Annotated in this window: 22 protein-coding genes and 1 pseudogene; 5 read left to right on the top strand and 18 right to left on the bottom strand. The window is 64.6% G+C overall.

The window, feature by feature from the left end; genetic code table 11:
* Positions 1-68: 68 nt before the first annotated feature.
* The 4 genes from B7E02_RS03955 to B7E02_RS03940 form a co-directional block, all read right to left on the bottom strand.
* Positions 69-566, bottom strand: coding sequence for a hypothetical protein (locus tag B7E02_RS03955; RefSeq protein WP_080794422.1), 498 nt, complete (start codon positions 564-566; stop codon positions 69-71).
* Between the two features lie 66 nt (positions 567-632).
* The gene (locus B7E02_RS03950; RefSeq protein WP_245802156.1) at positions 633-1,211 is read right to left on the bottom strand and encodes a hypothetical protein; all 579 of its coding nucleotides are present in this window, start codon (positions 1,209-1,211) and stop codon (positions 633-635) included.
* A gap of 54 nt (positions 1,212-1,265) precedes the next feature.
* On the bottom strand, positions 1,266-2,276 hold the full coding sequence (gene hemB / locus B7E02_RS03945) for a porphobilinogen synthase (protein WP_080793280.1): 1,011 nt from the start codon (positions 2,274-2,276) through the stop codon (positions 1,266-1,268).
* A gap of 36 nt (positions 2,277-2,312) precedes the next feature.
* Positions 2,313-4,106, bottom strand: a complete 1,794-nt coding sequence (locus B7E02_RS03940) for a bifunctional uroporphyrinogen-III C-methyltransferase/uroporphyrinogen-III synthase (RefSeq protein WP_080793278.1) — start codon at positions 4,104-4,106, stop codon at positions 2,313-2,315.
* Positions 4,107-4,545: 439 nt separating this feature from the next.
* Here B7E02_RS03940 and B7E02_RS03935 point away from each other — a divergent pair, with 439 nt between their 5' ends.
* Positions 4,546-4,863, top strand: coding sequence for a hypothetical protein (locus B7E02_RS03935; protein WP_080793276.1), 318 nt, complete (start codon positions 4,546-4,548; stop codon positions 4,861-4,863).
* Positions 4,864-4,895: 32 nt separating this feature from the next.
* Here B7E02_RS03935 and B7E02_RS03930 read toward each other — a convergent pair whose 3' ends face one another.
* From B7E02_RS03930 to B7E02_RS03910, 5 genes are all read right to left on the bottom strand, one after another.
* Positions 4,896-5,429: a DJ-1/PfpI/YhbO family deglycase/protease gene (locus B7E02_RS03930; protein ID WP_080793275.1), complete on the bottom strand. Its 534-nt coding sequence runs from the start codon at positions 5,427-5,429 to the stop codon at positions 4,896-4,898.
* Positions 5,430-5,508: 79 nt separating this feature from the next.
* The gene (locus B7E02_RS03925) at positions 5,509-5,877 is read right to left on the bottom strand and encodes a hypothetical protein (protein WP_080794418.1); all 369 of its coding nucleotides are present in this window, start codon (positions 5,875-5,877) and stop codon (positions 5,509-5,511) included.
* Between the two features lie 140 nt (positions 5,878-6,017).
* Entirely contained in the window at positions 6,018-6,917 is a 900-nt protein-coding gene (gene hemC, locus B7E02_RS03920; protein WP_080793274.1) for a hydroxymethylbilane synthase, read from the bottom strand.
* 1 nt (position 6,918) lies between these two features.
* Complete coding sequence (locus B7E02_RS03915; protein WP_080793272.1) at positions 6,919-8,346, bottom strand: glutamyl-tRNA reductase; 1,428 nt, start codon at positions 8,344-8,346, stop codon at positions 6,919-6,921.
* A gap of 88 nt (positions 8,347-8,434) precedes the next feature.
* Positions 8,435-8,692 carry a glutaredoxin family protein gene (locus B7E02_RS03910; protein ID WP_080793270.1) on the bottom strand — a complete coding sequence of 86 codons (258 nt, stop codon included), beginning with the start codon at positions 8,690-8,692 and terminating at the stop codon, positions 8,435-8,437.
* Positions 8,693-8,826: 134 nt separating this feature from the next.
* On the opposite strand from B7E02_RS03910, the gene B7E02_RS03905 reads away from it, so the two are divergent.
* Complete coding sequence (locus tag B7E02_RS03905) at positions 8,827-9,888, top strand: HAD-IB family hydrolase (protein WP_080793268.1); 1,062 nt, start codon at positions 8,827-8,829, stop codon at positions 9,886-9,888.
* A gap of 83 nt (positions 9,889-9,971) precedes the next feature.
* Here B7E02_RS03905 and B7E02_RS03900 read toward each other — a convergent pair whose 3' ends face one another.
* From B7E02_RS03900 to B7E02_RS03880, 5 genes and pseudogenes are all read right to left on the bottom strand, one after another.
* Positions 9,972-10,073 carry a 30S ribosomal protein bS22 gene (locus B7E02_RS03900; protein ID WP_003855542.1) on the bottom strand — a complete coding sequence of 34 codons (102 nt, stop codon included), beginning with the start codon at positions 10,071-10,073 and terminating at the stop codon, positions 9,972-9,974.
* 331 nt (positions 10,074-10,404) lie between these two features.
* Complete coding sequence (locus B7E02_RS03895) at positions 10,405-10,596, bottom strand: helix-turn-helix domain-containing protein (protein ID WP_080793266.1); 192 nt, start codon at positions 10,594-10,596, stop codon at positions 10,405-10,407.
* Positions 10,597-10,851: 255 nt separating this feature from the next.
* Positions 10,852-11,667 (bottom strand): pyrroline-5-carboxylate reductase, encoded by an 816-nt coding sequence (proC, locus tag B7E02_RS03890; RefSeq protein WP_080793265.1) that lies wholly within the window; start codon positions 11,665-11,667, stop codon positions 10,852-10,854.
* A gap of 91 nt (positions 11,668-11,758) precedes the next feature.
* Entirely contained in the window at positions 11,759-12,631 is an 873-nt protein-coding gene (locus tag B7E02_RS03885) for a hypothetical protein (protein WP_080793263.1), read from the bottom strand.
* Positions 12,632-12,653: 22 nt separating this feature from the next.
* Positions 12,654-13,583: pseudogene (locus tag B7E02_RS03880) on the bottom strand (Ppx/GppA family phosphatase).
* Between the two features lie 33 nt (positions 13,584-13,616).
* Here B7E02_RS03880 and B7E02_RS03875 point away from each other — a divergent pair.
* Together B7E02_RS03875 and B7E02_RS03870 are read left to right on the top strand one after the other, a co-directional pair.
* On the top strand, positions 13,617-14,522 hold the full coding sequence (locus tag B7E02_RS03875; RefSeq protein WP_080793261.1) for a DUF3109 family protein: 906 nt from the start codon (positions 13,617-13,619) through the stop codon (positions 14,520-14,522).
* A 159-nt stretch (positions 14,523-14,681) separates the two neighbouring features.
* Entirely contained in the window at positions 14,682-17,255 is a 2,574-nt protein-coding gene (locus B7E02_RS03870) for an ABC transporter permease (RefSeq protein ID WP_080794416.1), read from the top strand.
* A gap of 14 nt (positions 17,256-17,269) precedes the next feature.
* Here B7E02_RS03870 and B7E02_RS03865 read toward each other — a convergent pair whose 3' ends face one another.
* From B7E02_RS03865 to mshA, 4 genes are read right to left on the bottom strand one after another with little or no spacing between them, the layout of a single operon-like run.
* Positions 17,270-17,962, bottom strand: coding sequence for a response regulator transcription factor (locus B7E02_RS03865; protein ID WP_080793259.1), 693 nt, complete (start codon positions 17,960-17,962; stop codon positions 17,270-17,272).
* Positions 17,959-19,209, bottom strand: coding sequence for a sensor histidine kinase (locus tag B7E02_RS03860; protein ID WP_080793257.1), 1,251 nt, complete (start codon positions 19,207-19,209; stop codon positions 17,959-17,961). Before B7E02_RS03860 ends, B7E02_RS03865 begins: the two co-directional genes overlap by 4 nt.
* A gap of 12 nt (positions 19,210-19,221) precedes the next feature.
* Positions 19,222-19,968 (bottom strand): phosphoglyceromutase, encoded by a 747-nt coding sequence (locus tag B7E02_RS03855; RefSeq protein ID WP_080793255.1) that lies wholly within the window; start codon positions 19,966-19,968, stop codon positions 19,222-19,224.
* Positions 19,969-20,024: 56 nt separating this feature from the next.
* On the bottom strand, positions 20,025-21,305 hold the full coding sequence (gene mshA, locus B7E02_RS03850) for a D-inositol-3-phosphate glycosyltransferase (protein WP_080793253.1): 1,281 nt from the start codon (positions 21,303-21,305) through the stop codon (positions 20,025-20,027).
* Between the two features lie 93 nt (positions 21,306-21,398).
* On the opposite strand from mshA, the gene B7E02_RS03845 reads away from it, so the two are divergent.
* On the top strand, positions 21,399-23,105 hold the full coding sequence (locus tag B7E02_RS03845; protein WP_080793252.1) for a long-chain-fatty-acid--CoA ligase: 1,707 nt from the start codon (positions 21,399-21,401) through the stop codon (positions 23,103-23,105).
* Positions 23,106-23,109: the final 4 nt, after the last annotated feature.

Genomic DNA, 23,109 nt, shown 5'->3' with positions numbered 1-23,109 from the left:
GGGCGTCCTTCAAGTCTCGAACGGAAATAGCGGTGACCAAAGTATAGAACCGGCGGAGGCGGAAAGGCTCAACTATTCCTGGTCGACGAACGCGCCATGTGGTTTCGCTCGATGTGGTCACTGGCCGCCGGCCGGTACAACAGCAGTGCACCCAGAGCCAGCAGTACCCCGATGACAGCGAGCGCGAATCCGCCCATGCGGACCACGAAGGCCAGCAGGTTCACCAGCAGGAGCAGCACGATGATGGCCAGGAGGAGCCTCCGGACGTTCTTTCCGCCTCTGGGTACCTGGGAGGTCAGGGCAGCCACCACGATTCCCGCGAAGGCGTTGATCCCGCCGATGAACTTCTGATTGTTGATCACCTGCTCGCGGTACTCCGCGCTGGCCGAATCATCGCCCGTGTAGCCGGATGTGAGAAGGACCAGGCCGGAGAGCACCAGCAGCACCGAGGTCCCCAGCAGCAGCCAGAACGCGGCCTTGAGGGAGGTGGGCAGGCCATCGCCCTCGGCGGTCGGCCGCTGCCGGCGATTCAGGTCATCGCCACCGGTTGCGGGGGTGGGAAACATGGTGGGCACGGCGGACTCCATCGGTATCGGTGACAAATCACAAACCAGCGTAGGCGGAAAGCTCCGCTATCGCCTGTCGAGCGGTTCCCTGGTCCCGATCCATTCCACCGACTCCGGCTTCCTCGACATCAGCACCGCCAGGACGCCGATCACCGAGATCAGGATCTGCAGGGACCCGTCGACCGCGTACCAGGCGATCGGAACCGCCGTCCCGCCGGGGGCGGCGAAAAAGAGCATGAGGGAGCGCAGCACGAAGAACAGACTGAACACCGTCAACATCAACCGGGCGGTGACGGCCATCCTGCTCCTCCTGGCGATCATCGCGAGCATCCAGGCCAGAACACCGATGATGATCAGGTTGAACAACCCGAGCAGGAGGATTGACGAGATCGCCGCGGAATCAACGACATTGTCGGCCAGCCCCTCGGCGGCGGCCTGCTGGCGCGCCGCGGCCTTGAGCTCCGAGGGGTCGAGCAGGCTCATGATCACATTGATGATCTGGTGGACGAGCTCCAGGCCCACCATCACCGTCCACAGGATCAGCATGAGTCTGACCACCTCCGGGCGCCGCCCGACGGTGCCCTTGTCCCCGGAGGCGTGTTTCGGCGGGGATGCGGGCGGGGTGTTGCTCGAGGGGGTGCTCATAGGTGAACCAGTTTAACCATCCCACCGATCCGGCAACAGTCGACCCGGTTTCGCTCAGCCCCGGAGGGCGCGGGCCGCCGTGGTGGCGAAGTAGGTGAGTATCTGATCGGCCCCCGCGCGCCTGATGGAGATCAGCGATTCCATCATGACAGCGTCCCTGTCCACCCAGCCGTTGGCGCCGGCGGCCTGGATCATCGCGTACTCACCGGAGACCTGGTAGGCGGCCACCGGGACCGGGGAGATCTCGGCGACTTTGGTCAGCACGTCCAGATAGGGCAGCGCGGGTTTGACCATGACGATATCGGCACCCTCCTCGACGTCGAGGCGGACCTCCAGGAGCGACTCCCTGATGTTGGCGGGATCCTGCTGGTAGGTGCGGCGATCGCCGCGGAGCGAGGAGCCGACCGCCTCGCGGAAGGGTCCGAAGAAAGCGGAGGCGTACTTCGCGGAGTAGGCCATGATGGACACGTCCTGGAATCCCTCCCCGTCGAGTGCGGCGCGGATCGCGGCGATCTGTCCGTCCATCATTCCCGAGGGGCTGATCATGTGCGCCCCGGCTCGTGCCTGGGCGAGCGCCATCTTCTGGTACAGCGCAAGCGTGGCGTCATTGTCCACCACGGTCGCGCCGAAACGGTCGGTGGAGACGACGCCGCAGTGTCCGTGGTCGGTGAATTCATCGAGGCAGGTATCGGCCATGACAATGAGATCATCGCCGAACTCCCTGCGCAACGCGGCCAGCCCGCGGTTGAGCACACCGCCATCATCCCAAGCCTGGGATCCGGTGGCATCCTTGTCCTCCGCCAACGGCACCCCGAAAAGGTCCACGCACCGCACACCGGCATCAAGCGCCTCCCCGGCCGCCCGCAGCAGGGACTGCTCGGTGTGCTGGTACACGCCGGGCATGGAGGATATCTCCCTGGCCTCGGTGATTCCGTCGGCGATGAACATCGGAAGAATCAGATCCGCGGGGCGCAGTGAGGTTTCCGCAACCAGTTCCCGCATCGCCGGGGTTGAGCGGAGTCGACGGGGACGGCGGATGAGGTGGCTGGAATAGTCTGCGGTCACAATGAAACCCTTCGTTGAGAATGTGTGTCTCTTAGCCTAGGACGCTTTTCGACGCCTGCGCTTCTTGCGCGGCGGCGGCAGCTGGCCGGCCGCACGCAGGGTGGCCACGTGCTCGGCCAGGGCGTCGACAAGCTCGGGCACCTCGGCGACCTCCGGAACGACATCGACCCGCAGGCCCAGTTCCTGTGCCGTGGCGGCGGTCATCGGTCCGATGCAGGCGATGATGGTGCGCTGGTGGGGTTTACCGGCGATACCGACGAGGTTCTTCACCGTCGAGGAGGAGGTGAAGCAGACGGCGTCGAAGCCACCGGCCTTGATCATGTCCCGGATCTCCGCGCTCGGCGGGGCCGCACGGACGGTGCGGTAGGCCACGACATCATCGACCTCCCAGCCCAGTTCCTGCAGTCCGTCGACGAGGACGTCGGTTGCGATGTCCGCCCGGGGCAGCAGGACGCGTCCGACCGGATCGAGCTCCTCGACGTACTCGGGGAAGACATCCACCAGTCCCTGCGCATTCTGCCTGGTGTGCGGGGGAAGCAGCTCGGGGGTGATACCCAGCGCCCTGATCTGCTCGGCGGTCTTCTCCCCCACCGCGGCGATGCGCACACCGGCGAAGGAGCGTGAATCCAATCCGAATTCGATGATCTTGTCCCAGACCGCCTTCACGGCATTGACGCTGGTGAGAACCACCCACTGGTAGCGCCCCTCGACGATCCCCTTGATCGCGCGCTCCATCTGGGCCGGGTTGCGCGGCGGTTCGACGGAGATCGTGGGCACCTCCTGCGGGATGGCCCCGTGGCTGCTGAGGCGGGCACTCATGGGACCGGCCTGCTGCTTGGCACGCGGGACCAGGACCCTCCATCCGTAGAGGGAGCGGTTCTCCCACCAGGAGTACTTGGAACGGTCGTCGACCCCCTTGCCGAGCGTGACCACGAGCGGACCGCTGAGATCCGCGTCGAGCTTCCCGAGGGTGCCCAGCGTGGTGTCGTAGGTGCGCTGCATCCGGGTGGTGCCGTGGGCGGTCACCGACACCGGGGTCTCCAGGGGCAGGTTGCGGGCCCTGAGCTCCGTGGCGATTCCGGGAAGGTCCCCGGCGCGCGCCTGCAGCACCAGCGGCTGCGGGGCCGAGGCGAGCTGATCCCAGTCGACCGCGGACGCCGCCGAGCCGCTGACGTCGGTCTCGGTGTAGGTCGATCCCAGGGCGATTCCCGCGAAGGCGGGAACCGTCGCGGGTAGCGACATCCCCGGAACCACCTGGAACTCTATCCCCGCCTCGGCGACAGCGGTGATCTCCGCAAGTGTGGAATCGCTGCTCAAAGGGTTCCCGGTGACCAGTCGGATGACATCGCCACCCTTGGCCAGTTCCCGCTCCACCAGTTCGACGATGCGTGCGGGATCGGATTCGGTGACCTCGATGATCTCCGCCGCGGTGGGATCTGCGGGACGGGCGGGCCTGCGACGCGCACCCGACTCCTTCGCCTCGGCGCACATGCGCTCGTACTCCTCCCGCGCGGCCTTGAGTTTGTCCTCGGGCACGGGAATCTCGGAGGCGAGAAAGGCCCGGACACCATCGAGCACCTGGGCATCGGTGATGGCACGGACCGTGTGTCCGAGCACTTCGCGGGCGCGAACGGTCAGCAGATCAGGGTTTCCCGGCCCAGCTCCGACAAAAATGACCTTGCCCGGAATCAACTCCGCCGAAAGCTCTGCCTGCACCCTGAGCTGCGCACGTTGATCTTTCGCGGTTGCGTCGACACCGCTGGTCTCGGAAACCTGGCTGGTTTCGAGCCCGGTGGTGTCGGCCATCTCGGCCTTGTAGGCGATAGTCATCAATATCTTTTCTGGTTCTTGTCCGTTAGGACGACCAACGTGCATCAGCACCGCGGGCGTTTTCTATGATGTGGATAGACAACGGTTGCCCGGATGATGATGGACACTGGCCAGTCAACGGATGAGGACGAAACTGGTCGACGCACAAATTCACGCCTGCGAGCGGCTCGGAAGATGCCTGTGGTTAAAAGCGACCACCCTCTCGCGGGACGTTCACCGTGTGGTATATACACGATAATTCAGTGATGCCGTTTTAGGAAAACGCCCGCTCGACCGCGGGCGGGCATCCCCCTGTCCACCCCTGTCCACTGGACGGGACGCATACCTCCGGATTTCCCACACCGACCGGTGATCCCCACTGGTGACAGCTGTTCCACCGATGGAACATTCCGATCTCCACCCCACCTGTGCCACACCGGAGGCCCCGAGGAGCACTCATGTGGAAGTTGGTACCGATGTTCGGTCACTCCCCGGCGCGGACGACCTCGCCGATCTGCGGCGTCTCATCGCCGATCTGGAGCTGACGGTGGCGCGGCAGCGGCAGTTGATCGACACCCTGTTCACCGCCACCGGCGGAGAAGCTACCTCCACTCCGGCCTCCCTGGTGAAACCACGCCCAACCCTGCACCCGGATGTCATCGGCCTGCGGCGCCGGGGCAGGGGTATCGCCGCCATCAACAGGCACCGTGAACTCACCGGCACCGGATTTGCCGAGGCCAAGGGGCTGATCGACACCGAGGAACCGAAGGTGCTCTGAGCCCACTGCCCCACCTGCGGCCCGCGCGGGAATCAGGCGGCGTCGATGGCGTGGATGAAGTCCTCGAGATCGCCGGGGTTGCGCGAGGTGATCAGTGTCCAGCCGCCGGCGCCGCAGACCTTGACCGACTGGTCGACCCAGTGGGCACCGGCATTCTCCAGATCGAGCTTCACGGAAATGTAGGACGTCAGGTTTTTGTCGCGGGCGATGCCCGCGTCAATGAGTGACCAGGGTGCGTGACAGATCGCGGCGATTGCCCGCCCCGCGGAGGCCTGGGCCCGCAGCAACGCCCGTATGTCCTCGTTGATCCGCGTCTGGTCTGAGTTGACGGTACCGCCGGGCAGGAGAATGACATCGAACTCATCCCCCGGCACCCCGTTGAGTGCCCGGTCCGCCGGGACTGTGACATCCCAGTCCTTGTCACCGAGCACCGTCTGCACCTCCCCTCCGGAGGGGGTGGCAACGGTCACCTCGTGGCCGAGGGCCCGGAGCTTCTGGACGGGCACGACGATCTCATCACGTTCGGTTCCGAATTCAGTCGAGACCACGAGAATCTTCTTGGACATGTTCTTCTCCCTCTACTCGATGGATTGCTGTGTGTCCCGAGGGTAGCCAAGAAGAGGGTGTGTGTCAGATTCCGCCCGGTTAGCTGGTGGAGCTGAGCTGCGAGGCGTACTCGCGGGCATTCGGTGTGGAGATGATGATCCGGCCGATGCTGACGTTCTCCAGATCAATGACCAGACCGGGGGAATTCCGCAGGCACACGCTGAAAACGTTCTCCCGTACTTCGGGGACCTTGAGATCCGTGGCGCGGGTGCCGGCGACGAAGGCCCCCGGGATGTGGGTGAGGGAACCACGGCCCGGCAGCTGCGCGAGGGTGTAGGCGTTGTCCACCACCTCGATGCTGCGGATCGCGCGCCGCGGGACCGTCAGATGACTGCGCCTGGCACCAAGCTTCTCCCACCATCGGAGTCGTACGGTGAGGTTCTTGTTGGTGATTATCAATTCAGCCACGGTGAGCGGATCTCTTCCATGAATCAGCAAACGATGAGGGACGGTTGTATTCTTCCACGCCCCGATGAAAAACTCCTGGGTTTGGCAGGGGAATCCGGTGCGACTCGACGTGCACCCCCGGATGCAGCCGTGGTGGACGCCTACCCCAGCAGTTCCGCCGCGCCGTCCTCGATCAGCTGCGCCGCCACGGTCTCACCGAGCTCTTCCGGCCGCTGCCCGGGTCCCTCCGCGGAAAAGACCAGCTGCTTCCTTCCATCGAGACCGAACACCGCCGCGGTCAGTTCCATGGTGTCCCCGGTGTATCCGGCGAGGGTGGAATAGGCGGCCACAGGGGCGGTGCAGCCGGCCTCGAGCCGGTTGAGCACGGTGCGCTCGGCGATGGAGCGGACGAAGGTGTCCGCATGCATGATCATGTCCAGCGCGGTCACGGTGGAGGTGTCCGTGGCCCGGCACTCGACCGCCAGCGCCCCCTGGGCGGGGGCCGGGATGAACACCTCCGGGGCGAAGACCTCGGTGGCACGCTCGCCGATACCCAGGCGGCTGAGCCCTGCATAGGCGAGCACCACCGCGTCAAGCTCACCGGATTCGACCTTTCCCATGCGGGTGTTGATGTTGCCGCGCAGCGGCCGGATGTCCAGGTCGGGGCGAAGTGCACGGAGCTGGGCGATACGGCGCGGCGCGGAGGTTCCCACCCGCGCGCCCTCCGGGAGCTCCTCGAGGGTGAGACCGTCCCGCGCGATCAGCGCCTCCCTGACATCGGCGCGACCGGGAACCACGAGGTGGAAACGGGGATCGGCGGCGGTGGGCAGATCCTTGAAGGAATGCACGGCGATATCACATTCGCCGTCGATGAGGGCTTCGCGCAGGGCCTGGGTGAACACCCCGACGCCGATACGCTCCACCGGCGACATGTTGGTGTCGCCCGGTGTGGTGATGATGGTCAGTTCGGCGTCACGGCCGAAGTTCTTCAGCAGGTCTCGAACGGTTCCGGCCTGTGTGGTGGCCAGTTGTGAACCTCGGGTACCAATTTTCAGAGTCATGTCACTCCCTGGAGATCTGAGCGGTGGCAGGAAGCTGGCTCCCTGTCTGGTTAACCGGTGAGTTAACGATGGCGACGATACCCGCATCCGGCAGATCCTCCACGTTAACCGAGGTTGTCGCGGGTGCGGCCGTCGACTGGAGGATCTCCAGGCCGAAAAGCTCCTGAAGGGCGGATTCATAGGAGACCGTGCCCGAACGTGCGGCCAGTTCCTTGACCCGCACCGTCGGTTCATGCAACAGCTTGTCCACCACCCGGCGCACGGTCCGGGTGACCTCGTTCCAGTCGGCGTCATCCATGTTGCGGGTGCGCGCGCGCAGGCGGTCCAGCTCCTCGTTCATCAGGACGGTGGTCTGCCTGCGCAGGGCGGACACCGCCGGCACGACGTCACGGATGCGCTGCGCCGAGGTGAACGCATCCAGTTCCTCGCGCACGATACGCAGCGCACCGGAGCCGCCCCCGAGGTCGCCGGAGGGGTCCTCGCGGGTGGCACGGTGCAGACTCTCAATGTTGACCAGGTCGACCCCCTCGGTGTTCGCGCAGGCATCATCGATGTCCCTGGGCATGGAGAGATCGATGAGCATCAACCGGGAACCTGCCGGGATGTCCTCCGGTCTGACCGTGAACTCGTCCGCACCGGTGGCGGAAACGACGATGTCCACCTCGGGGAGCACCGAGGCCCGATCGGTGAAGTCCACCACGGAGGCGGGTACACCCGCCTCCCGGGAGTGTTCGGCCATCCGCTCCGCCCGCGAGCGCGTCCGGTTCGACATGACAAGCTTGTCGACGCCCAACCTGCCCAGATGGGAGGCCGCGAGGGAGCTCATCGCCCCTGCCCCGAGCACCAGTGCGACGGTGCCGGCCAGCGGACTGCCGCTGTCCCCACCGTCACCGCGGCCCATGATCCCCATCGCCTCCGCCACGGCGAAGGAGACCATCGACGCACCTGCATCATCGACATCGGTCTCGGCGTGCACGCGTTTGCCGGTGTGCAGCGCGGCCTGGGTGAGCGAGTGCAGTGCCGGACCGACCGCCCCCGCCTCGGTGGCCTGCTGGTAGGCGGTGCGCATCTGGCCGATGATCTGCTGCTCGCCCACCACCATGGAGTCCAGACCCGCGGTGACCACGAGCATGTGCTCGGCGGCGGCATCAGCGTAGCGGACGTAGAGGTAGCCACGGAGTGTTTCAATGTCGACCCCGCTGACCTCATGGAGAACCTCTACAACGTCGTTGACTCCGGTGTGGAAGCTGGTGGTGACGGTGTACACCTCCAGCCTGTTGCAGGTGGAGACGATCAGCGCCTCGGAGAGCGAGGCGCGGTCCAGGAGAGAGGAGGTTGTCTGACCACGTACCGCGTCGTCCATGCTGAGTCGCTCAAGAAGCGCCACAGGTGCAGACCTGTGGGACATTCCCACAACGAGCACACTCACTGTCTCACCAGTCTTTCAATTGAGGTACTGATCATCAAAAAGGATGAATGTTGAATATTTAATTCACGCTACTGTCAGAACGCGCGTCTTACAACAAAGCCTTGGCTAAGTCATCGTTGTCGATTTCCCAGCAGGCGAACTCCTCATCATCGATCAGAATAACCGGCACACGGTCCCCGAACTCGATCTTCAGTGCCGGATCCTCATCGACGTTGCTGATGATCAGCTCCACGCCGGCCTCCTCCAGAACGGGGGTGATCTGCTCCCTGACGCGCTCACAGGAACCGCAATTGTTTCTGACGATCAACTCCACAGTATGCACAGGGGCCACCGTCGACCTTTCCATCCGGACCCGTCCCCTCCGCGCGCATCCACGCGCACAAAGCTTTACCATGGACACGATACCCACCGATCGTGCCGAAGGGGCAGTTACGTCGGGGGTTTCCCCCGATTAGGCACGAGGAAGGTTTCCGCCAGCTCATGAACTCAGCCACAGGCAAGGGCAGTGAAGGCTTCGACGTGAGCGGCACCCCGGAGGATTTTCTCCTGGAATGGAGCGCCACCCGTGGAAACCTCCGCCGTTTTCTCGAGGACCGTGCCCTGCCGCCACTCGGCGAGCAAGCCCAGCGCGAGGCAGGGGAGGCGGCGGCCGCGGGCGCGGTGGCCCAGGTCTACGGCCTCGACCTCGATGACTTCAACTCAGGTGTCGATTCCGTGTCCGGGGCCATCGAGTCCGCCGGAGCGGTTCACGTCAACGCACCCGATCCCGATGTCCCGCAGGATGCCGGTGCGGCCGCCTTCTTCGATGTGGACAACACCCTGATCCAGGGTTCCTCGCTGATCGTGTTCGCCCAGGGTCTCTTCCGCAAACGCTTCATACGCATCCGCGAGATCCTGCCCGTGGTGTGGAAGCAGATAAAGTTCAAGGTCTCGGGATCGGAGAACGCTGAGGACGTCGACTCGGGGAGGCAGCAGGCCCTCGCCTTCATCAAGGGGCGGTCCGTGAGCGGCCTCGTGGAGATGTGCGAGGAGATCGTCGACAAGACGATGATCGACAAGATGTGGCCGGGCACCAAGCAGCTCGCCGACATGCACATCGCGGCCGGACACCAGGTCTGGCTGGTATCGGCCACCCCGGTCCAGCTCGCCCAGATTCTGGCCAGGCGGCTCGGCTTCACCGGTGCGATCGGTACGGTCGCGGAGTCCAAGGATGGCGTGTTCACCGGAAGGCTCGTCGGCGACATCCTCCACGGTCCCGGAAAACGCCACGCCGTCGCGGCACTGGCGGCTATCGAGCAGCTCGACCTGTCGCGCTGCACCGCATACTCCGATTCCATCAACGATCTGCCCATGCTCTCCATGGTGGGGACGGCGGTGGCCGTCAACCCGGACAAGAAGCTGCGCAGAGAGGCCGCCCGGCGGGGCTGGGAAATTCGGGACTTCCGCAACATCCGGAGGGCGGTGCGCACCTTCGGCATCCCCGCACTGGTGACAGCGGCATTCAGTGTGACCGGCTGGCGGCTGCGCCGGCAACGGCACTGACCCATTTCTCCGACCGACTCCCCTCACGGCCCAGAAACCAAACACCACCTGCACACAATGAGCAGGTGGTGTTGAGCGAAGATCTACTTACCGAGTTTTCTACGCTGGACGCGGGTACGGCGCAGCATCTTGCGGTGCTTCTTCTTGGACATGCGCTTGCGGCGCTTCTTGATGACAGAACCCATAAAGGTTTCCCTCGCTTCAATCGATGTTGTACGTACAAAACCTGCCAGCACAGTTGCCGAAGTGCACATTCGGTCACAGTCACCGAGATGCCCGTGAAGTCACCGTGGACCATAGCGACAGTGGTGAAGAAATCCACATGGCCGGCCGTGAAGGCTGATTCCATTGGTGTGCGCTGGCACGAATGGGAACCATCTTACCTTGTGGGGTTCGGGCCACCAAAAAAGCACCCGGACACTCGTGACCGGGGAAAGAAAAAACCTTCCTACCCGATCCCGCGGGGATCAGATAGGAAGGCTCCTTGCAGTGGGAATCGGCCCGTCCACCGGTGGCTTATCCCGCCTCGTAAAAGGAGGAGTCCAGGTAGTCGTTGACCGCTTTCTCATGGACGCGAAAGGAGCGTCCCACTCGAACCGCCGGGAGCTCACCGGAGTGAACGAGCCGGTAGACGGTCATCTTGGAAACGCGCATGATCTCCGCGACCTCGGCAACCGTCAGGAAGGTTCCCTGTTCTTCTCTAGCCATAAATCATCCTTACCCTTCAGCAAGTCGCGCGCTGCGGGCTTCCCCTCCCGCAGAACGATCACGCACGTGCCTGGTTCAGCTTAGCGTGAAACCTGTGAATAGTGCGACAAATGTTACTGATTGGCCCAGTGGGTTCTCACATGGAAGAAAAAACAGAGGACAAAGTCCCAGGTCAGAATCGAATTACTGGACTGTAATTTTTTCGGGGAACAGCTCCTGCAACGAGGCGATAACGAGCAGATAACACAGAGGGTGTCACCCGGCTGCACCCATTTCGGCGGATCTGTCTGCGCATTTTTGAGTCGCCCGGAAGAGCGCACCGCGCAGTCCACTCTCCTCCAGCTCCCGGAGGGCGGCGACGGTGGTGCCGGCGGGCGAGGAGACCCCGGCCTTGAGCACGGCCGGTTCCTCCCCCGTCTCCTTGAGCATCGTGGCCGCGCCGTGGAGCGAGGTCACCGCCAGCTCCTTCGCCGCTGCACGGGTAAGCCCGAGGGAGACTCCGGCGTCGATGAGTGCCTCCGCGAACAGGAACAGGTACGCGGGGGAACTGCCCGCAACTGCGGTGACCGCGTCGATGTCGGACTCCGGGACGACGAGGACCTCACCTACCGCCCCCAGCAGCCTGGAGACGAGCTCCACCTGCTCCGTGGTGACGAACCTGCCGCCGGTGACCGTGGACATCCCCTTGCGCACCAGCATCGGCGTATTCGGCATCACGCGGACGATGGGCAGTCCGGCGGAAACATGCTCCTCCATGGTGGCGAGGTTGATTCCGGCCGCCATGGACACCACCACAGACTGGATGTTGTTGCTGTCGAGCGTCGGTGCGATCTCAGCCAGCACGGACAGGATGCCCTTCGGCTTGACGCAGAGGAAGACCACGTCGGCCTCCTCCACCGCCTTGGTGTTGTCGGTCTCGGGCGTGATTCCGTAGCGCTCCTTGAGCGCCCGCCCCCGTTCCTCATTGCGGTTGGTCACCCTGATGTTGATCGGGTTAATGCCGGAGGCGACGAGCCCTGAGGTCAGCGCCTCACCGATCTGCCCCCCGCCGATGATTGCGATTGTTGTCATGCCTCCACCTTGCCACCGCGACCCCCGCGAACGCGAGCAGAAACAACAATCCGGCGCGATCGCCGGGTCTTATCACCGCGGGAAGGTGCAGCTAGAGCACCGTGGCAAGTGGGCCGAAAGTCATCACCAGACCGACAAGTGCCGCCAGGACCATGCTGAAACCATCCCTGGAGGTGCGCAGGGCGTGAATAACCCCGACCCCTCCGAGGGTGACCGCGATGGCGAGGATGCTGACGATCCACCTGTCCAGACGCTCCCACAGGATCTGGAAACCGAGGAACACCAGGACCCCCAGCACGACACCCACCAGCGCCATGAGGATGATGGACAGGATCGAACCCCTGCCCTCCTCTTCCTCCTCATCGATGGATACCGCCTCCAGCTCCCCGGTGAGGTCGGTGGGCGCCCCGGAATCCGCGAACTCGGCCTCGGCTGCGGCTTCCGCACCGAGGTGATCCTGCCCGGTGCCGGCCACCACGGCCTGCTTCTCCGCCGAGGCGGGAACCACGGGGAAGGCCCCGGTGGTCAGCCGGATGGGATCCTTCTCGTCGACGATGGAGATCACCATGGTCTCATCATCGCTCGGGGTGTGCCTTTCGGGCTCCCTCTTCGAAGCCTCGGGCACGGGCTTTTCCTTCGCGGCCGGGACCACCTTGAGCTGCGGCTGCTGCGGCTGCTGCGGCTGTTCAAGCGGCTCCGACGGCACAGACGGTTCCGCGGGCTGTTGCGGCTCCGGCGTCTCCGCCACGGGGGTGTCGGTAGGTGCATCAATGGGCACGGAGGAGTGGCGCGACTCCACTGGCTTATCCTTGACGGCCGGAATGGAACCGGTGAGCTCCGCCACGGAGACGCCGCCCTCCTCAAGGCTGCGCCGACGACGGCGTGACCGTGGGGCGTCACCGCCATGGCCCTCCTTGGCGGCACGTGCCATCAGCTCAGCGACGGTGAGTTTTTCCTCGCTCATGTTCGCCTACTCCCTTCCCTGGTTATTCAAGTCCCTTGTCGATCCGGTTCAGGATGACGCCTTCACGCAGCGCCCATGGACAGATCTCCACCTTCTCGATGTCCAGTGCCCTCATCGCGGCCTCGGCCACCAGAGCCCCGGCGACGATCTGGTGGGAACGGTCCGCACTGATCCCCTCGAGCTCTGCGCGGTCGGCTGCGGTCATTCGTGAGATGAAGGCGATGAGCTGCCGGAGACCGGGGGCCGTCAGTGTCCGCTGAACATGTGGGCCGGCCGATGAGGGCGCCGCACCGGTCAGACGCGCCAGCGTGCGGAAGGTTTTCGACGTTCCCACCGCCAGGCGCGCCGGACCGAGGGTGCGCATCGACCGCGCCGCTTCGACCAGCTCGGCATCGATGTAGTCGCGCAGCAGGTTGATCTTCTTTCGCGCGGGCGGGTCGGTGTCGAACCACTGGTGCGTCAGACGCCCCGCTCCGAGATCGAGCTAGAACGCCAGATCTGGATCCTCATCCGATCCCGAGGAGATCTCCAGGGACCCTCCGCCGATGTCGAGGTTGGTGATCCGGCCGGCGGACCACCCGTACCAGCGACGCACGGCCAGGAACGTCAGCCTGGCCTCCTCCTCACCGGAGAGGATCTGCAGGCGAACCCCGGTCTCCTTCTCCACATGGTCGAGGATTTCCTCGCTGTTGGTTGCCGAGCGCACCGCAGAGGTGGCGAAGGGCATGACCTCGACGCACCCGAGCTGATCGGTCAGCTCCGCGGCCTCCGCGACAGCGGCGGTCAGTTTGTTCCGCCCCTTGTCGCCGATGGCCCCGGAGTCGTCGATGAGCTCGACGAGACGCAACGGGGTGCGCCAATTACTCATCGGAGTGGGATGTCCACCCGGGCGCGCGTCGACTGCAACTAGGTGGACAGTGTTGCTGCCCACGTCCAATACACCTAATCTCACACCTAAAGGTTAGACGGTCTAGGGTGGCAAAGTGTGAATTGGCCATCTTCTACACCGGTTTTTCTGGGCTTTCCCGAATCCTCACCCGCCGCACGCTCCATCCGATCGGGCGAGGAACTGCCCCCGGACTTCCCCCGCGACTGGTTCGAATTCACCAGCCCCATCGACGTGAATCATCAGTTCAGCATTGATGTGACCTGGCTTGAGTCCCATTGGAACTGCACCTTCGGCACCTCCGACTGCCTGGGGATCGACGCCGGGAATTCCGACGTCGGGTGCTGCGTGCATGGTGCCTTCCTCGCCGACGAGACGGACAGGGACCAGCTTTACGACGCCGTGGCCGAGATGCCCACCGGATTCTGGCAGCTGCGCCCGTCGAACACGGACGCCTTCTTCGAAGGCGATGACGGCACCGACATCGAACCCTGGCTGGAGTGGGATGAGCTCGACGATGACGAGGGCGAACCGGAACCGGCGCTGAAGACAAGAACCATCGACGGCGCATGCATCTTCGCCAACCGGCGGGGTTGGGCGAGCGGGGCCGGATGCGCACTCCACCAGTGGGCCGTCTCCACGGGCCGTGATCTGACCGTGGTCAAACCCGAGGTCTGCTGGCAGCTTCCCCTGCGCCGGCTGGAGGCCTACGAGCAGCGTGCCGACGGCCAGGAGATCCTCCGCACCACCATCACCGAATACAACAGACGGGGCTGGGGCAACGGCGGCGAGGACTTCGACTGGTACTGCACCACCGCCCCACGCTGTCACACCGCCTCCGAACCGATGTGGATCACCCAGGAGACCGAACTGCGCGCGCTCATGGGCGATGAGGCCTACGCTGTGCTGGTGGAACACCTGCGGGGGCGTCGGCACGCAAGGGAGGTCGCACCCTCTGCCCTTGCCACCCATCCGGCGAGCGCGCAGCCGAGGTCCCGCGGTTAAGCTTTAATGATGAGAAGTCACTGACCACTCGGACACCATCAGGAGGTCGTCATCACCGTCAGCGGGTCGCGCCGGGGTGCGCTCGGTATGGTCCGGGCGTTCCTCAGCTCACCGCTGCGCACGATCACCTTCCGGGAGGTGTCGGCAAACAAGCTCCGCATGCTGCTCACCCTGCTGTCCGTGGTCCTCGGCACCGCGTTTCTCTGCGGCTCCCTGTTGCTGACCAACTCACTGGAGAGATCCTTCGTCTCCATCACCGACGCCGGGGTGGCCGGGGTGGATGTGGGCGTGGTCGGATCACAGTCCAATCTGGACGGCGTCCCCCTCGCCGTCGTGGAACAGCTCCAGCGCTCCCCCGACATCCGTGCCGTCAACATCGTCGGCGACGGCCCGGGAACGCCTTCCGGAACCCAGAAGGCGGGACTGTCCGCCCTGATCCTCACCGACCCCTCCGGGCAGCCGCTGCAGGCTGGTTCCTCCGGGGCGCACCCCTTCTCCATGTACCCGTCCGGGGACTGGGTCAGGCCGGAGCCGCAGATCATCAAGGGCAGCTCCCCCCACGACGACGGTGAAGTGATCATCAATGAGTCCGCCGCCAGACGGGGAGGGATCTCCCCCGGCGACGAGGTCACTGTGATCACCCCGACCGAGAGGATCACCGTTTCGGTCAGCGGAATCTTCAGGGCGGACTCCGATGTCGCTGGCTGGATCGGTGTGGGATTCACCGAGGAGCGCTACCTCGAGCTGTTCACCGACGGCAGAAACGCCTCCCAGGTGGTCATCGCGGTTCGGGACGGCGTGGATCCGATGAGTGTCCGCAACCGGATCGGCCAGCAGTTCCCCACCCTGACACCACTGCTTCCGGAACAGATCATCGAAAGGACCACCGGGGACTCCGTCCGCCAGCTGGAATTCATCACCTATATCCTGATCGCCTTCGCCGGTATCGCGCTCGTGGTGGGTGCCTTCATCATCGCCAACACCTTCGCCATGATCGTGGCGCGGCGGACCAGCGAGTTCGCTCTCCTGCGCAGCCTCGGGGCGTCCTCCTTCCAGATCGGGTTCTCCGTGGTCATGGAGGCAGCGGTGATTTCGATCATCGGTGCGCTCGGAGGCGTCGCCGTGGGGTTCGGGGTGGTGCTCGCGCTCGTTGCCGTGCTCAACCACCGTGGCAGTGAACTGTCCTCCATTGAAATGGCGCTGACACCCGGGTCCTTCATCCTGCCCATCATCTTTGCCATCGCCTCCACGGTCCTCAGTGCCCTTGATCCCGCCCGCCGCGCCGGGATGCTGCCCCCCGTCCAGTCCTTCTCCGACGCGGACGCCAGATCCGGTGTGCTCTCCCGTGCCCGTTACATCGTGGCATCGGTGCTGCTGACGCTGGGGACCAGTGTCAGCGTCGCCGGAGCTCTCGTATCCGCCATCAATGGCAGTGAGCTGCCCTCCGAGACCCGCCTTGGCATGGTGGGCGCGGGTACGGTGCTGGGGTTCCTCGGGCTGGCACTGGCCGGGGCACCGTTGATCCGGGTCGCCTCCGGGACCATCGGGGTCATCGTCTGCCTGCCCTTCCGCGCCATCGGGCGCCTGGCGCGGCGAAACGTTCTGAGGAATCCGCGTCGTTCGGCGACAACCGCGCTCGCCGTGACACTGAGCGTCGGCCTGGTGTCGTGCGTCGGCGTCATCGGGGCAACAACCAGGGCGAGTGTGTTCAGTACGGTGGAATCCTCGGTCCTCGCCCCCTTCGTCCTCGATTCCATCGGCGGCACCACCATTCCGGGACAGCCCTCGGACGGTTCGCGCTCACTCTCCCTGTCACCCGCAGTGGCCAAACGGGCCGCGGACACCCCGGGGGTCACCGAGGTGGGAACGCTGATGACGGTCAGTATGGCCGTGGACGGCTGGGACAATGAATCCACCACGGTCTTCGATGGCGATCTCGCCGACTTCCTCGACGTAGCCATCCGGCAGGGATCGGCACCCGCCGGTGACCAGCCCGGTGTCATGATCTCCACCACCTATGCCAGCCAGTCCGATCTCAAGGTCGGCGATCTGGTCACCGTGAGCCCCTACGGCACAGGTGACGGCATCGTGGTTCCGGTCACCGGGATATACGCGGAAACCGGCCTGCTGGGCCATCTCGTTGTCACCATGTCCGCCGCGCAGCGGGTGATCACCAGCGAGGGCGATTTCCACCGCTCGCAGGTTTTCATCAACACCGATGGGACGCAGAGTGAGGAGGCAATGAGATCCGAACTGACCTCGGCCGTGGCGGAGTTCCTGATCGTCCAGGTCAAGTCGAAGGATGAATTCCGTGGCGGGCTGGGCACCCAGATCAATCAGCTGCTCGGAATCGTCTACGGGCTGCTCGCCCTGGCGGTGATCATCGCGGTCCTCGGAATCGTCAATACACTGGTGCTTTCACTGAGCGAACGGACGAGGGAGCTCGGGGTCCTCCGCGCAACCGGTGTGCAGCGCTCCCAGATCCAGTTGATGGTCACCCTGGAATCCGTCGTGATCTCCATTCACGGGGCGATCATGGGCATCCTCGGCGGCACGATTGTGGGCTGGGCCGTGGTGAGTGCGCTACGCAGCCGCGGCATGGCGCCGGTGGAGATCCCCTGGACGCAGATAGGCCTGATGCTCATCGCCAGCGTCGTCATCGGTTCCACGGCCGCCTATTTCCCGGCGCGACGGGCGGGGAGGACCAATCCGCTCGAGGCGATCGCGGACTGAGGACCCCCGGGGGCCTACAACTCGAACTTGTATCCGAGTCCGCGGACGGTCACCAGATACCGCGGGCGGGAGGGCTCCGCCTCGATCTTCGAGCGGAGCCTCTTGACGTGCACGTCGAGCGTCTTGGTGTCACCGACGTAGTCGGCCCCCCAGATGCGGTCGATCAACTGGCCGCGGGTGAGCACCCGACCGGAGTTGCGCAGCAGGTACTCCAGGAGATCGAACTCCTTCAGCGGCATGCTCACCGGCTCCCCGTCGACGGTGACGGTGTGGCTCTCTACATCCATGCGAACCCGCCCGCCCTCGAGGATCTGGTCGTCGGAAAGCTCATCGGACTCCGACTCCGAGCCCTGGCGCCGCAGCACCGCCCGGATGCGCGCGATCAGTTCCCGTGATGAATAGGGCTTGGTCACGTAATCGTCGGCGCCGAGTTCGAGGCCGACGACCTTGTCAATCTCGGAGTCGCGCGCGGTCACCATGATCACGGGTACCGAGGAGGTGTTGCGCAGCTGCTTGCACACATCGGTGCCGGACATTCCCGGCAGCATGAGGTCAAGGAGCACGATATCGATGTCATTGCGTTCGAACTCGACGAGAGCCGTGGGGCCGTCCCCCGCGATGACGGTGTCGAACCCCTCCTTGCGCAGAAGGAAGGCCAGCGGATCGGCCAGCGATTCCTCATCTTCGACAATCAGGATCGTCGTCATGTCTTTTCCTTTCGGCGTCCGGCTACCCGGGACGCGGTCGAACGAAGTTGTGAGTCCAGTGCCGGCCCCTTGCGCGATTCGGGGGAAACGGCGGGGGCAGCGGACTCGGGATGGTGAACCGGCAGTTCAAGCGTGAAGGTCGATCCCACACCCGGGCGGGACCACAGACTGATGCTGCCACCGTGATTGGCCATCACATGCTTAACAATAGCCAGTCCGAGGCCGGTTCCGCCCGTTTGCCTCGATCGCGCCTTATCCACGCGGAAGAAGCGCTCAAAGACCCTTTCCTGATCCTCCGGAGCGATGCCGATACCGCGGTCTGTCACCCTGATCAGGACCACGTCATTGGTGACCTTCTGGGATACCGAGACCGGAACGGATTTCGGCGAGTAGTTGATGGCGTTGCTGATCAGGTTCGCCAGGGCGGTAACGAGCAGCGACCTCTCGGCATCGACCCAGACATTGGTCCGGTCTCCCCTGACCAGGGTGATGTTGGCATTGTCCGCGGCCAGCTGGTTGCGCTCGATCGCCTCGTCGATGAGATCATCGACCCGGATCGGTTCCATGTCCGGCAGGCGTTCCGCACCCTGGAGCTTGGACAGGGAGATCAGCTCATTGATCATGTCCGCCAACCGGTGGGCCTCACGGCGCAGACGCTCGCCGAAGTAACGGACCTGCTCGGGATCATCGGCGGATTCCACCAGTGCCTCCGCGAGCAGCGCCATGCCCCCGACGGGGGTCTTCAGTTCATGGGAGACGTTGGCCACGAAGTCCCGGCGCGCGGATTCCATGCGCACATTCTCGGACTCATCGGAGGCGTAGACGATGACGAAACGGTCATCGATGAGGGTCAGAGGTTTGACCACTGCCTGCACCGCGGTGATGCGGTTGCCGGGCTTGCGTGCCGAAACCTGCGAGGTGATATCAACCGCGTGGGTCTCCTGGTCATCGAAGGCCTCCTGCGCAACGCGTCTGACCTGGGCGTTGACAGTGCGCTCGTGGACGATGCCGAGTTCGTGGGCCCTGCTGTTGGACAGGACCACCTCGCCGGTACGGTCGATCACCGTGATTCCGGTCGGTGAGCCCTGGATGGCCAGGTGGAGCACCTGGCCGACGGTGGTGACCTGATTCTCCGACAACGTCTGCGCCGAACGGTGCCGGCGCAGACGTTCCTTCACCCACCCATAGGCGGGTAGGGCGAGGCCGGTTACGGCCACGCCCACCAGGAATGCGAGGAATGTGCTCAAACTGTGTGGAAACTACTTACTACCCTGATTGGCCACGGCTGCGGCACCCGCCGCCGCCGCCTCGGGATCGAGGTAGGTGCCGCCGGGGTTGACCACGCCACCTTCAGGGGTGATCTCGTAGACCAGCGGGATGCCGGTGGGGATGTTCAGGCCGGCGATATCCTCGTCGGAGATTCCATCCAGGTGCTTGACCAGAGCGCGCAGGGAGTTACCGTGGGCGGCGATCAGGACGATCTCACCCCTCTTGGCGCGGGGAAGGATCTCCTCCTCGAAGTAGGGGACGAAACGCTCGACGACGTCCTTCAGGCACTCGGTACGCGGGACCTGTTCGAGATTGGCGTACCGCGGATCATGGGCCTGGGAGTACTCGGCGTCATCGGCGAGCTCGGGCGGCGGGGTGTTGTAGGAGCGGCGCCATTCCATGAACTGCTCCTCACCGTACTTGTCCTTGGTCTCCGCCTTGTTGAGACCCTGCAGCGCACCGTAGTGGCGCTCGTTGAGGCGCCAGTCGCGCACGACGGGGATCCAGTGGCGATCCGCGGCGTTCAGGGAGATGTTCGCGGTGCGGATGGCACGACGCAGGAGGGAGGTGTAGACGACCTCGGGGAGGACCCCGGACTCCACGAGCAGCTCACCGCCCCGCTTGGCCTCGGCCTCGCCCTTTTCGGTGAGGTCCACGTCAACCCAGCCGGTGAACTGGTTTGATGCGTTCCACTCACTCTGACCGTGACGAAGAAGAATCAGTTTTCCGTTTGTCATGCCTTTCAGTTTGCCACTTTGTACGCACGGATGCTCGCCGAACGATGGAGTTTCTCCTACCACGCGGTGTCGCGGGCTCCCCGCGCCTGACGCGGGGTCGACGGCGAGACCTCGGTGGCGACCACCTCCGAGTAGAGCGAGGACAGCTGGGCCGCGGTGGCGGCCCAGGAGAAAGCGCGGGCGTGGAACACGGCATCCTGTCCCATGCGGCTGCGGGTGGCGTCGTCGTCAAGCAGTGCAGCCAGCGCGTCCGCCCAGGTCACGGGGTCGTGGCCGTCGACAAGCAGTCCCGTCTCCCCCTCCGCCACCGCGATCGGCAGACCCCCCACCCGCGCGGCGACCACCGGGGTCCCGGTGGCCTGCGCCTCCATGGCGACAAGCCCGAAGGACTCGTTGAAACTGGGCACCGCGACGATATCGGCGGCGCGGTAGACGGAGACCAGCTCCTCCGGCGGCCGCGGTTCAAGGAAACGGATCCGCTTCTCGACGCCCATCTCACAGGCCAGGGTGCGGTAGGTTTCGGGGGTTGCGCTCGGCCCCGAGGGGCCACCACAGATAAGCACCCGCAGGTTGCGCTGCGGATCACGGCGGCACAGCTCCGCCACCGCCCGGATCAGGACCTGCGGCCCCTTGAAGGGCTGGAGCCTGCCCACGAAAGCTATGACCTTCGCGTGCAGCGGAACCCCGAGTTCACGTCGCGAGCGTTCCGTGGCGCGGTCATTTCCGGGCGTGTAGAGATCGACATTGGCGCCGGGCGAGACCACCGTGATGCTCTCGGGATCGGCGTCATAGTGGTGCTCCAGGTCCCTGGCCTCCTCCGGGGTGTTCACCGCCAGCGCATCGGCGATATCAACGAGCTGCTGCTCACAGATCCGGCGCGCCTCCGATTCCGGGGAGTCCTCCTCGGAACGGTAGAAGTTCTTCACCGCGGCCAGGGTGTGCGCGGTGTGGACCAGCGGGATCCGCCACAGATCGCGCAACAGCCAACCGACCTGACCGGACAGCCAGTAGTGGGAGTGGATGAGGTCGTATTCCACATGCTCCCGGCGCGCGAAGAGCATCACGCCACCGGAGAAGGCGGCCAGCTGGGTCGGCAGCTCCTCCTTGGCCAGCCCCTCATAGGGGCCGGCGATGATGTTGATCACCCGCAGGTTCGGGGCCACGTGGACGATCTCCCCCTGGGAGGGGCGCGTGGCCCTGGTGTAGATGTCCACCTGCACCCCCTGCCTGGCCAGTTCCGTCGCGGTGGAGAGAATGTAGACATTCATTCCACCCGAGTCGCCGGTTCCCGGCTGCTGCAGGGGCGAGGTGTGCATGGAGATCATCGCAACGCGCATGAGGCCATCTTAAACAGCAGGCCAGACTACTCGTTATACTCGGACACAAAAGTGATTGTGGAGAGCATCACAGAACTCAATTGAAGGGACATCATGTCGGCATACGAGACCAGGGCCTGGCTTGAGCACTACGCGGAATGGACACCGCACACGCTGGACTATGGTGACACCACCTTGCTCGATGTCTACGACAACAACCTCGCCATCAATGCGGAGAAGCCGGCCACCTATTTCTTCGGTCGGACGCAGAGCTACGCCGACCTGGACAAGGATGTCCGTCGCGCCGCGGCCGGCCTGCGCGCGCTGGGAGTTCGCGCGGGTGACCGTGTGGCCATCGCACTGCCCAACTGCCCCCAGCACATCGCGGCCTTCTACGCCGTGCTCAAGCTCGGCGCCACCGCCATCGAGCACAACCCCCTCTACACCGCCCATGAACTGGAGGGCCCCTTCCAGGATCACGGGGCGCGCGTGGTCATCGCATGGGACAAGGCGGCCTCCACCCTGGAGAAGCTGCGCGGCACCACCTCGCTGGAGACCATCGTCTCGGTGAACATGATCCACGCCATGCCCGCAATCCAGCGTTTCGCCCTGAAACTGCCCATTCCCGCGCTGCGGAAGAGCCGGGAATCACTCTCCGGCGCGGCTCCGAACACGGTGCCCTGGGAGGTTCTCACCGGCTCCGCGCTGGGCGGCGAGGGTGAGGACATCACCTCCGAGTCGACGGTCGACAAGGATTCAATCGCACTGATCCTCTACACCTCCGGCACCACGGGCAAGCCCAAGGGCGCACAACTATCCCACGGCAATCTCTTCGCCAACATCCTGCAGGGCAAGCACTGGGTTCCGCAGCTCGGTGACAAGCCCGAGCGCCTGCTCGGGGCACTGCCGATGTTCCACGCCTACGGGCTGACCATGGTCTGCACGCTCTCGGTGTTCATCGGCGGGGAGATGGTGCTGCTGCCCACCCCCCGAATCGACCTGATCATGGACATCATGAAGAAGCACACGCCCTCCTTCCTGCCGGGCGTGCCCACCCTCTACGAGAAGATCGTCGATGCCTCCGATTCCCAGGGCATCGATATCAAGGGCATCCGCAACTCCTTCTCCGGCGCCTCCACCCTTCCGGTGCGCACGGTCGAGCGCTGGGAGAGCCACACCGGTGGACGCCTTGTCGAGGGCTACGGACTGACCGAGACCTCCCCGATCATCGTGGGCAACCCCATGAACGGCGATCGCCGTCCCGGCTATGTCGGAATCCCCTTCCCGGATACCCTCGTGCGCATCGCCAACCCCGATAACCTCGATGAGACCCAGCCGGATGGCACCGAGGGCGAGGTGCTGGTCAAGGGTCCCCAGGTGTTCACCGGCTACCTCAACCACCCGGAGGCGACGGAGAAGTCCTTCCACAAGGGCTGGTACCGCACCGGAGATGTCGGAATCATGGAGGAGGATGGTTTCATCCGCCTGGTGGCCCGGATCAAGGAGGTCATCATAACCGGCGGATTCAACGTCTACCCGGCGGAGGTCGAAGAGGTTCTCACCGCCCACCCGGAAATCGAGGACGCCGCGGTCGTCGGCATTCCCCGTGAGGACGGCTCCGAGAACGTGGTCGCCGCCATCACTCTCGTCGAAGGTGCCGCGCTCGATCCCGAGGGCCTCAAGGACTTCGCCCGCGAGAACCTCACCAGGTACAAGGTCCCGCGGACCTTCTACCACTTCGAGGAACTGCCCCGGGACCAGATGGGCAAGATCCGGCGCCGCGAGGTGCAGGAGGAGCTGCTGAACAAGTTGGGCAGGTAGTTTC

The organism is Corynebacterium pacaense, from assembly GCF_900169525.1.
Taxonomy (GTDB): Bacteria; Actinomycetota; Actinomycetes; order Mycobacteriales; family Mycobacteriaceae; genus Corynebacterium; species Corynebacterium pacaense.
This window is presented reverse-complemented; position numbering and strand designations above follow the sequence as displayed.

Excerpts from the sequence above, each read along its gene's own strand:
- B7E02_RS03930 (WP_080793275.1), bottom strand. The coding sequence starts at position 5,429 with ATGTCCAAGAAGATTCTCGTGGTCTCGACTGAATTCGGAACCGAACGT.
- B7E02_RS03940 (WP_080793278.1), bottom strand. The coding sequence starts at position 4,106 with ATGACTATCGCCTACAAGGCCGAGATGGCCGACACCACCGGGCTCGAA.
- proC (WP_080793265.1), bottom strand. The coding sequence starts at position 11,667 with ATGACAACAATCGCAATCATCGGCGGGGGGCAGATCGGTGAGGCGCTG.
- B7E02_RS03950 (WP_245802156.1), bottom strand. The coding sequence starts at position 1,211 with ATGAGCACCCCCTCGAGCAACACCCCGCCCGCATCCCCGCCGAAACAC.
- B7E02_RS03885 (WP_080793263.1), bottom strand. The coding sequence starts at position 12,631 with ATGAGCGAGGAAAAACTCACCGTCGCTGAGCTGATGGCACGTGCCGCC.
- B7E02_RS03955 (WP_080794422.1), bottom strand. The coding sequence starts at position 566 with ATGTTTCCCACCCCCGCAACCGGTGGCGATGACCTGAATCGCCGGCAG.
- B7E02_RS03910 (WP_080793270.1), bottom strand. The coding sequence starts at position 8,692 with ATGGAAAGGTCGACGGTGGCCCCTGTGCATACTGTGGAGTTGATCGTC.
- mshA (WP_080793253.1), bottom strand. The coding sequence starts at position 21,305 with ATGCGCGTTGCGATGATCTCCATGCACACCTCGCCCCTGCAGCAGCCG.
- B7E02_RS03865 (WP_080793259.1), bottom strand. The coding sequence starts at position 17,962 with ATGACGACGATCCTGATTGTCGAAGATGAGGAATCGCTGGCCGATCCG.
- B7E02_RS03905 (WP_080793268.1), top strand. The coding sequence starts at position 8,827 with ATGAACTCAGCCACAGGCAAGGGCAGTGAAGGCTTCGACGTGAGCGGC.
- B7E02_RS03845 (WP_080793252.1), top strand. The coding sequence starts at position 21,399 with ATGTCGGCATACGAGACCAGGGCCTGGCTTGAGCACTACGCGGAATGG.
- B7E02_RS03900 (WP_003855542.1), bottom strand. The coding sequence starts at position 10,073 with ATGGGTTCTGTCATCAAGAAGCGCCGCAAGCGCATGTCCAAGAAGAAG.
- hemC (WP_080793274.1), bottom strand. The coding sequence starts at position 6,917 with ATGACTCTGAAAATTGGTACCCGAGGTTCACAACTGGCCACCACACAG.
- B7E02_RS03855 (WP_080793255.1), bottom strand. The coding sequence starts at position 19,968 with ATGACAAACGGAAAACTGATTCTTCTTCGTCACGGTCAGAGTGAGTGG.
- B7E02_RS03895 (WP_080793266.1), bottom strand. The coding sequence starts at position 10,596 with ATGGCTAGAGAAGAACAGGGAACCTTCCTGACGGTTGCCGAGGTCGCG.
- B7E02_RS03870 (WP_080794416.1), top strand. The coding sequence starts at position 14,682 with ATGCTGCTCACCCTGCTGTCCGTGGTCCTCGGCACCGCGTTTCTCTGC.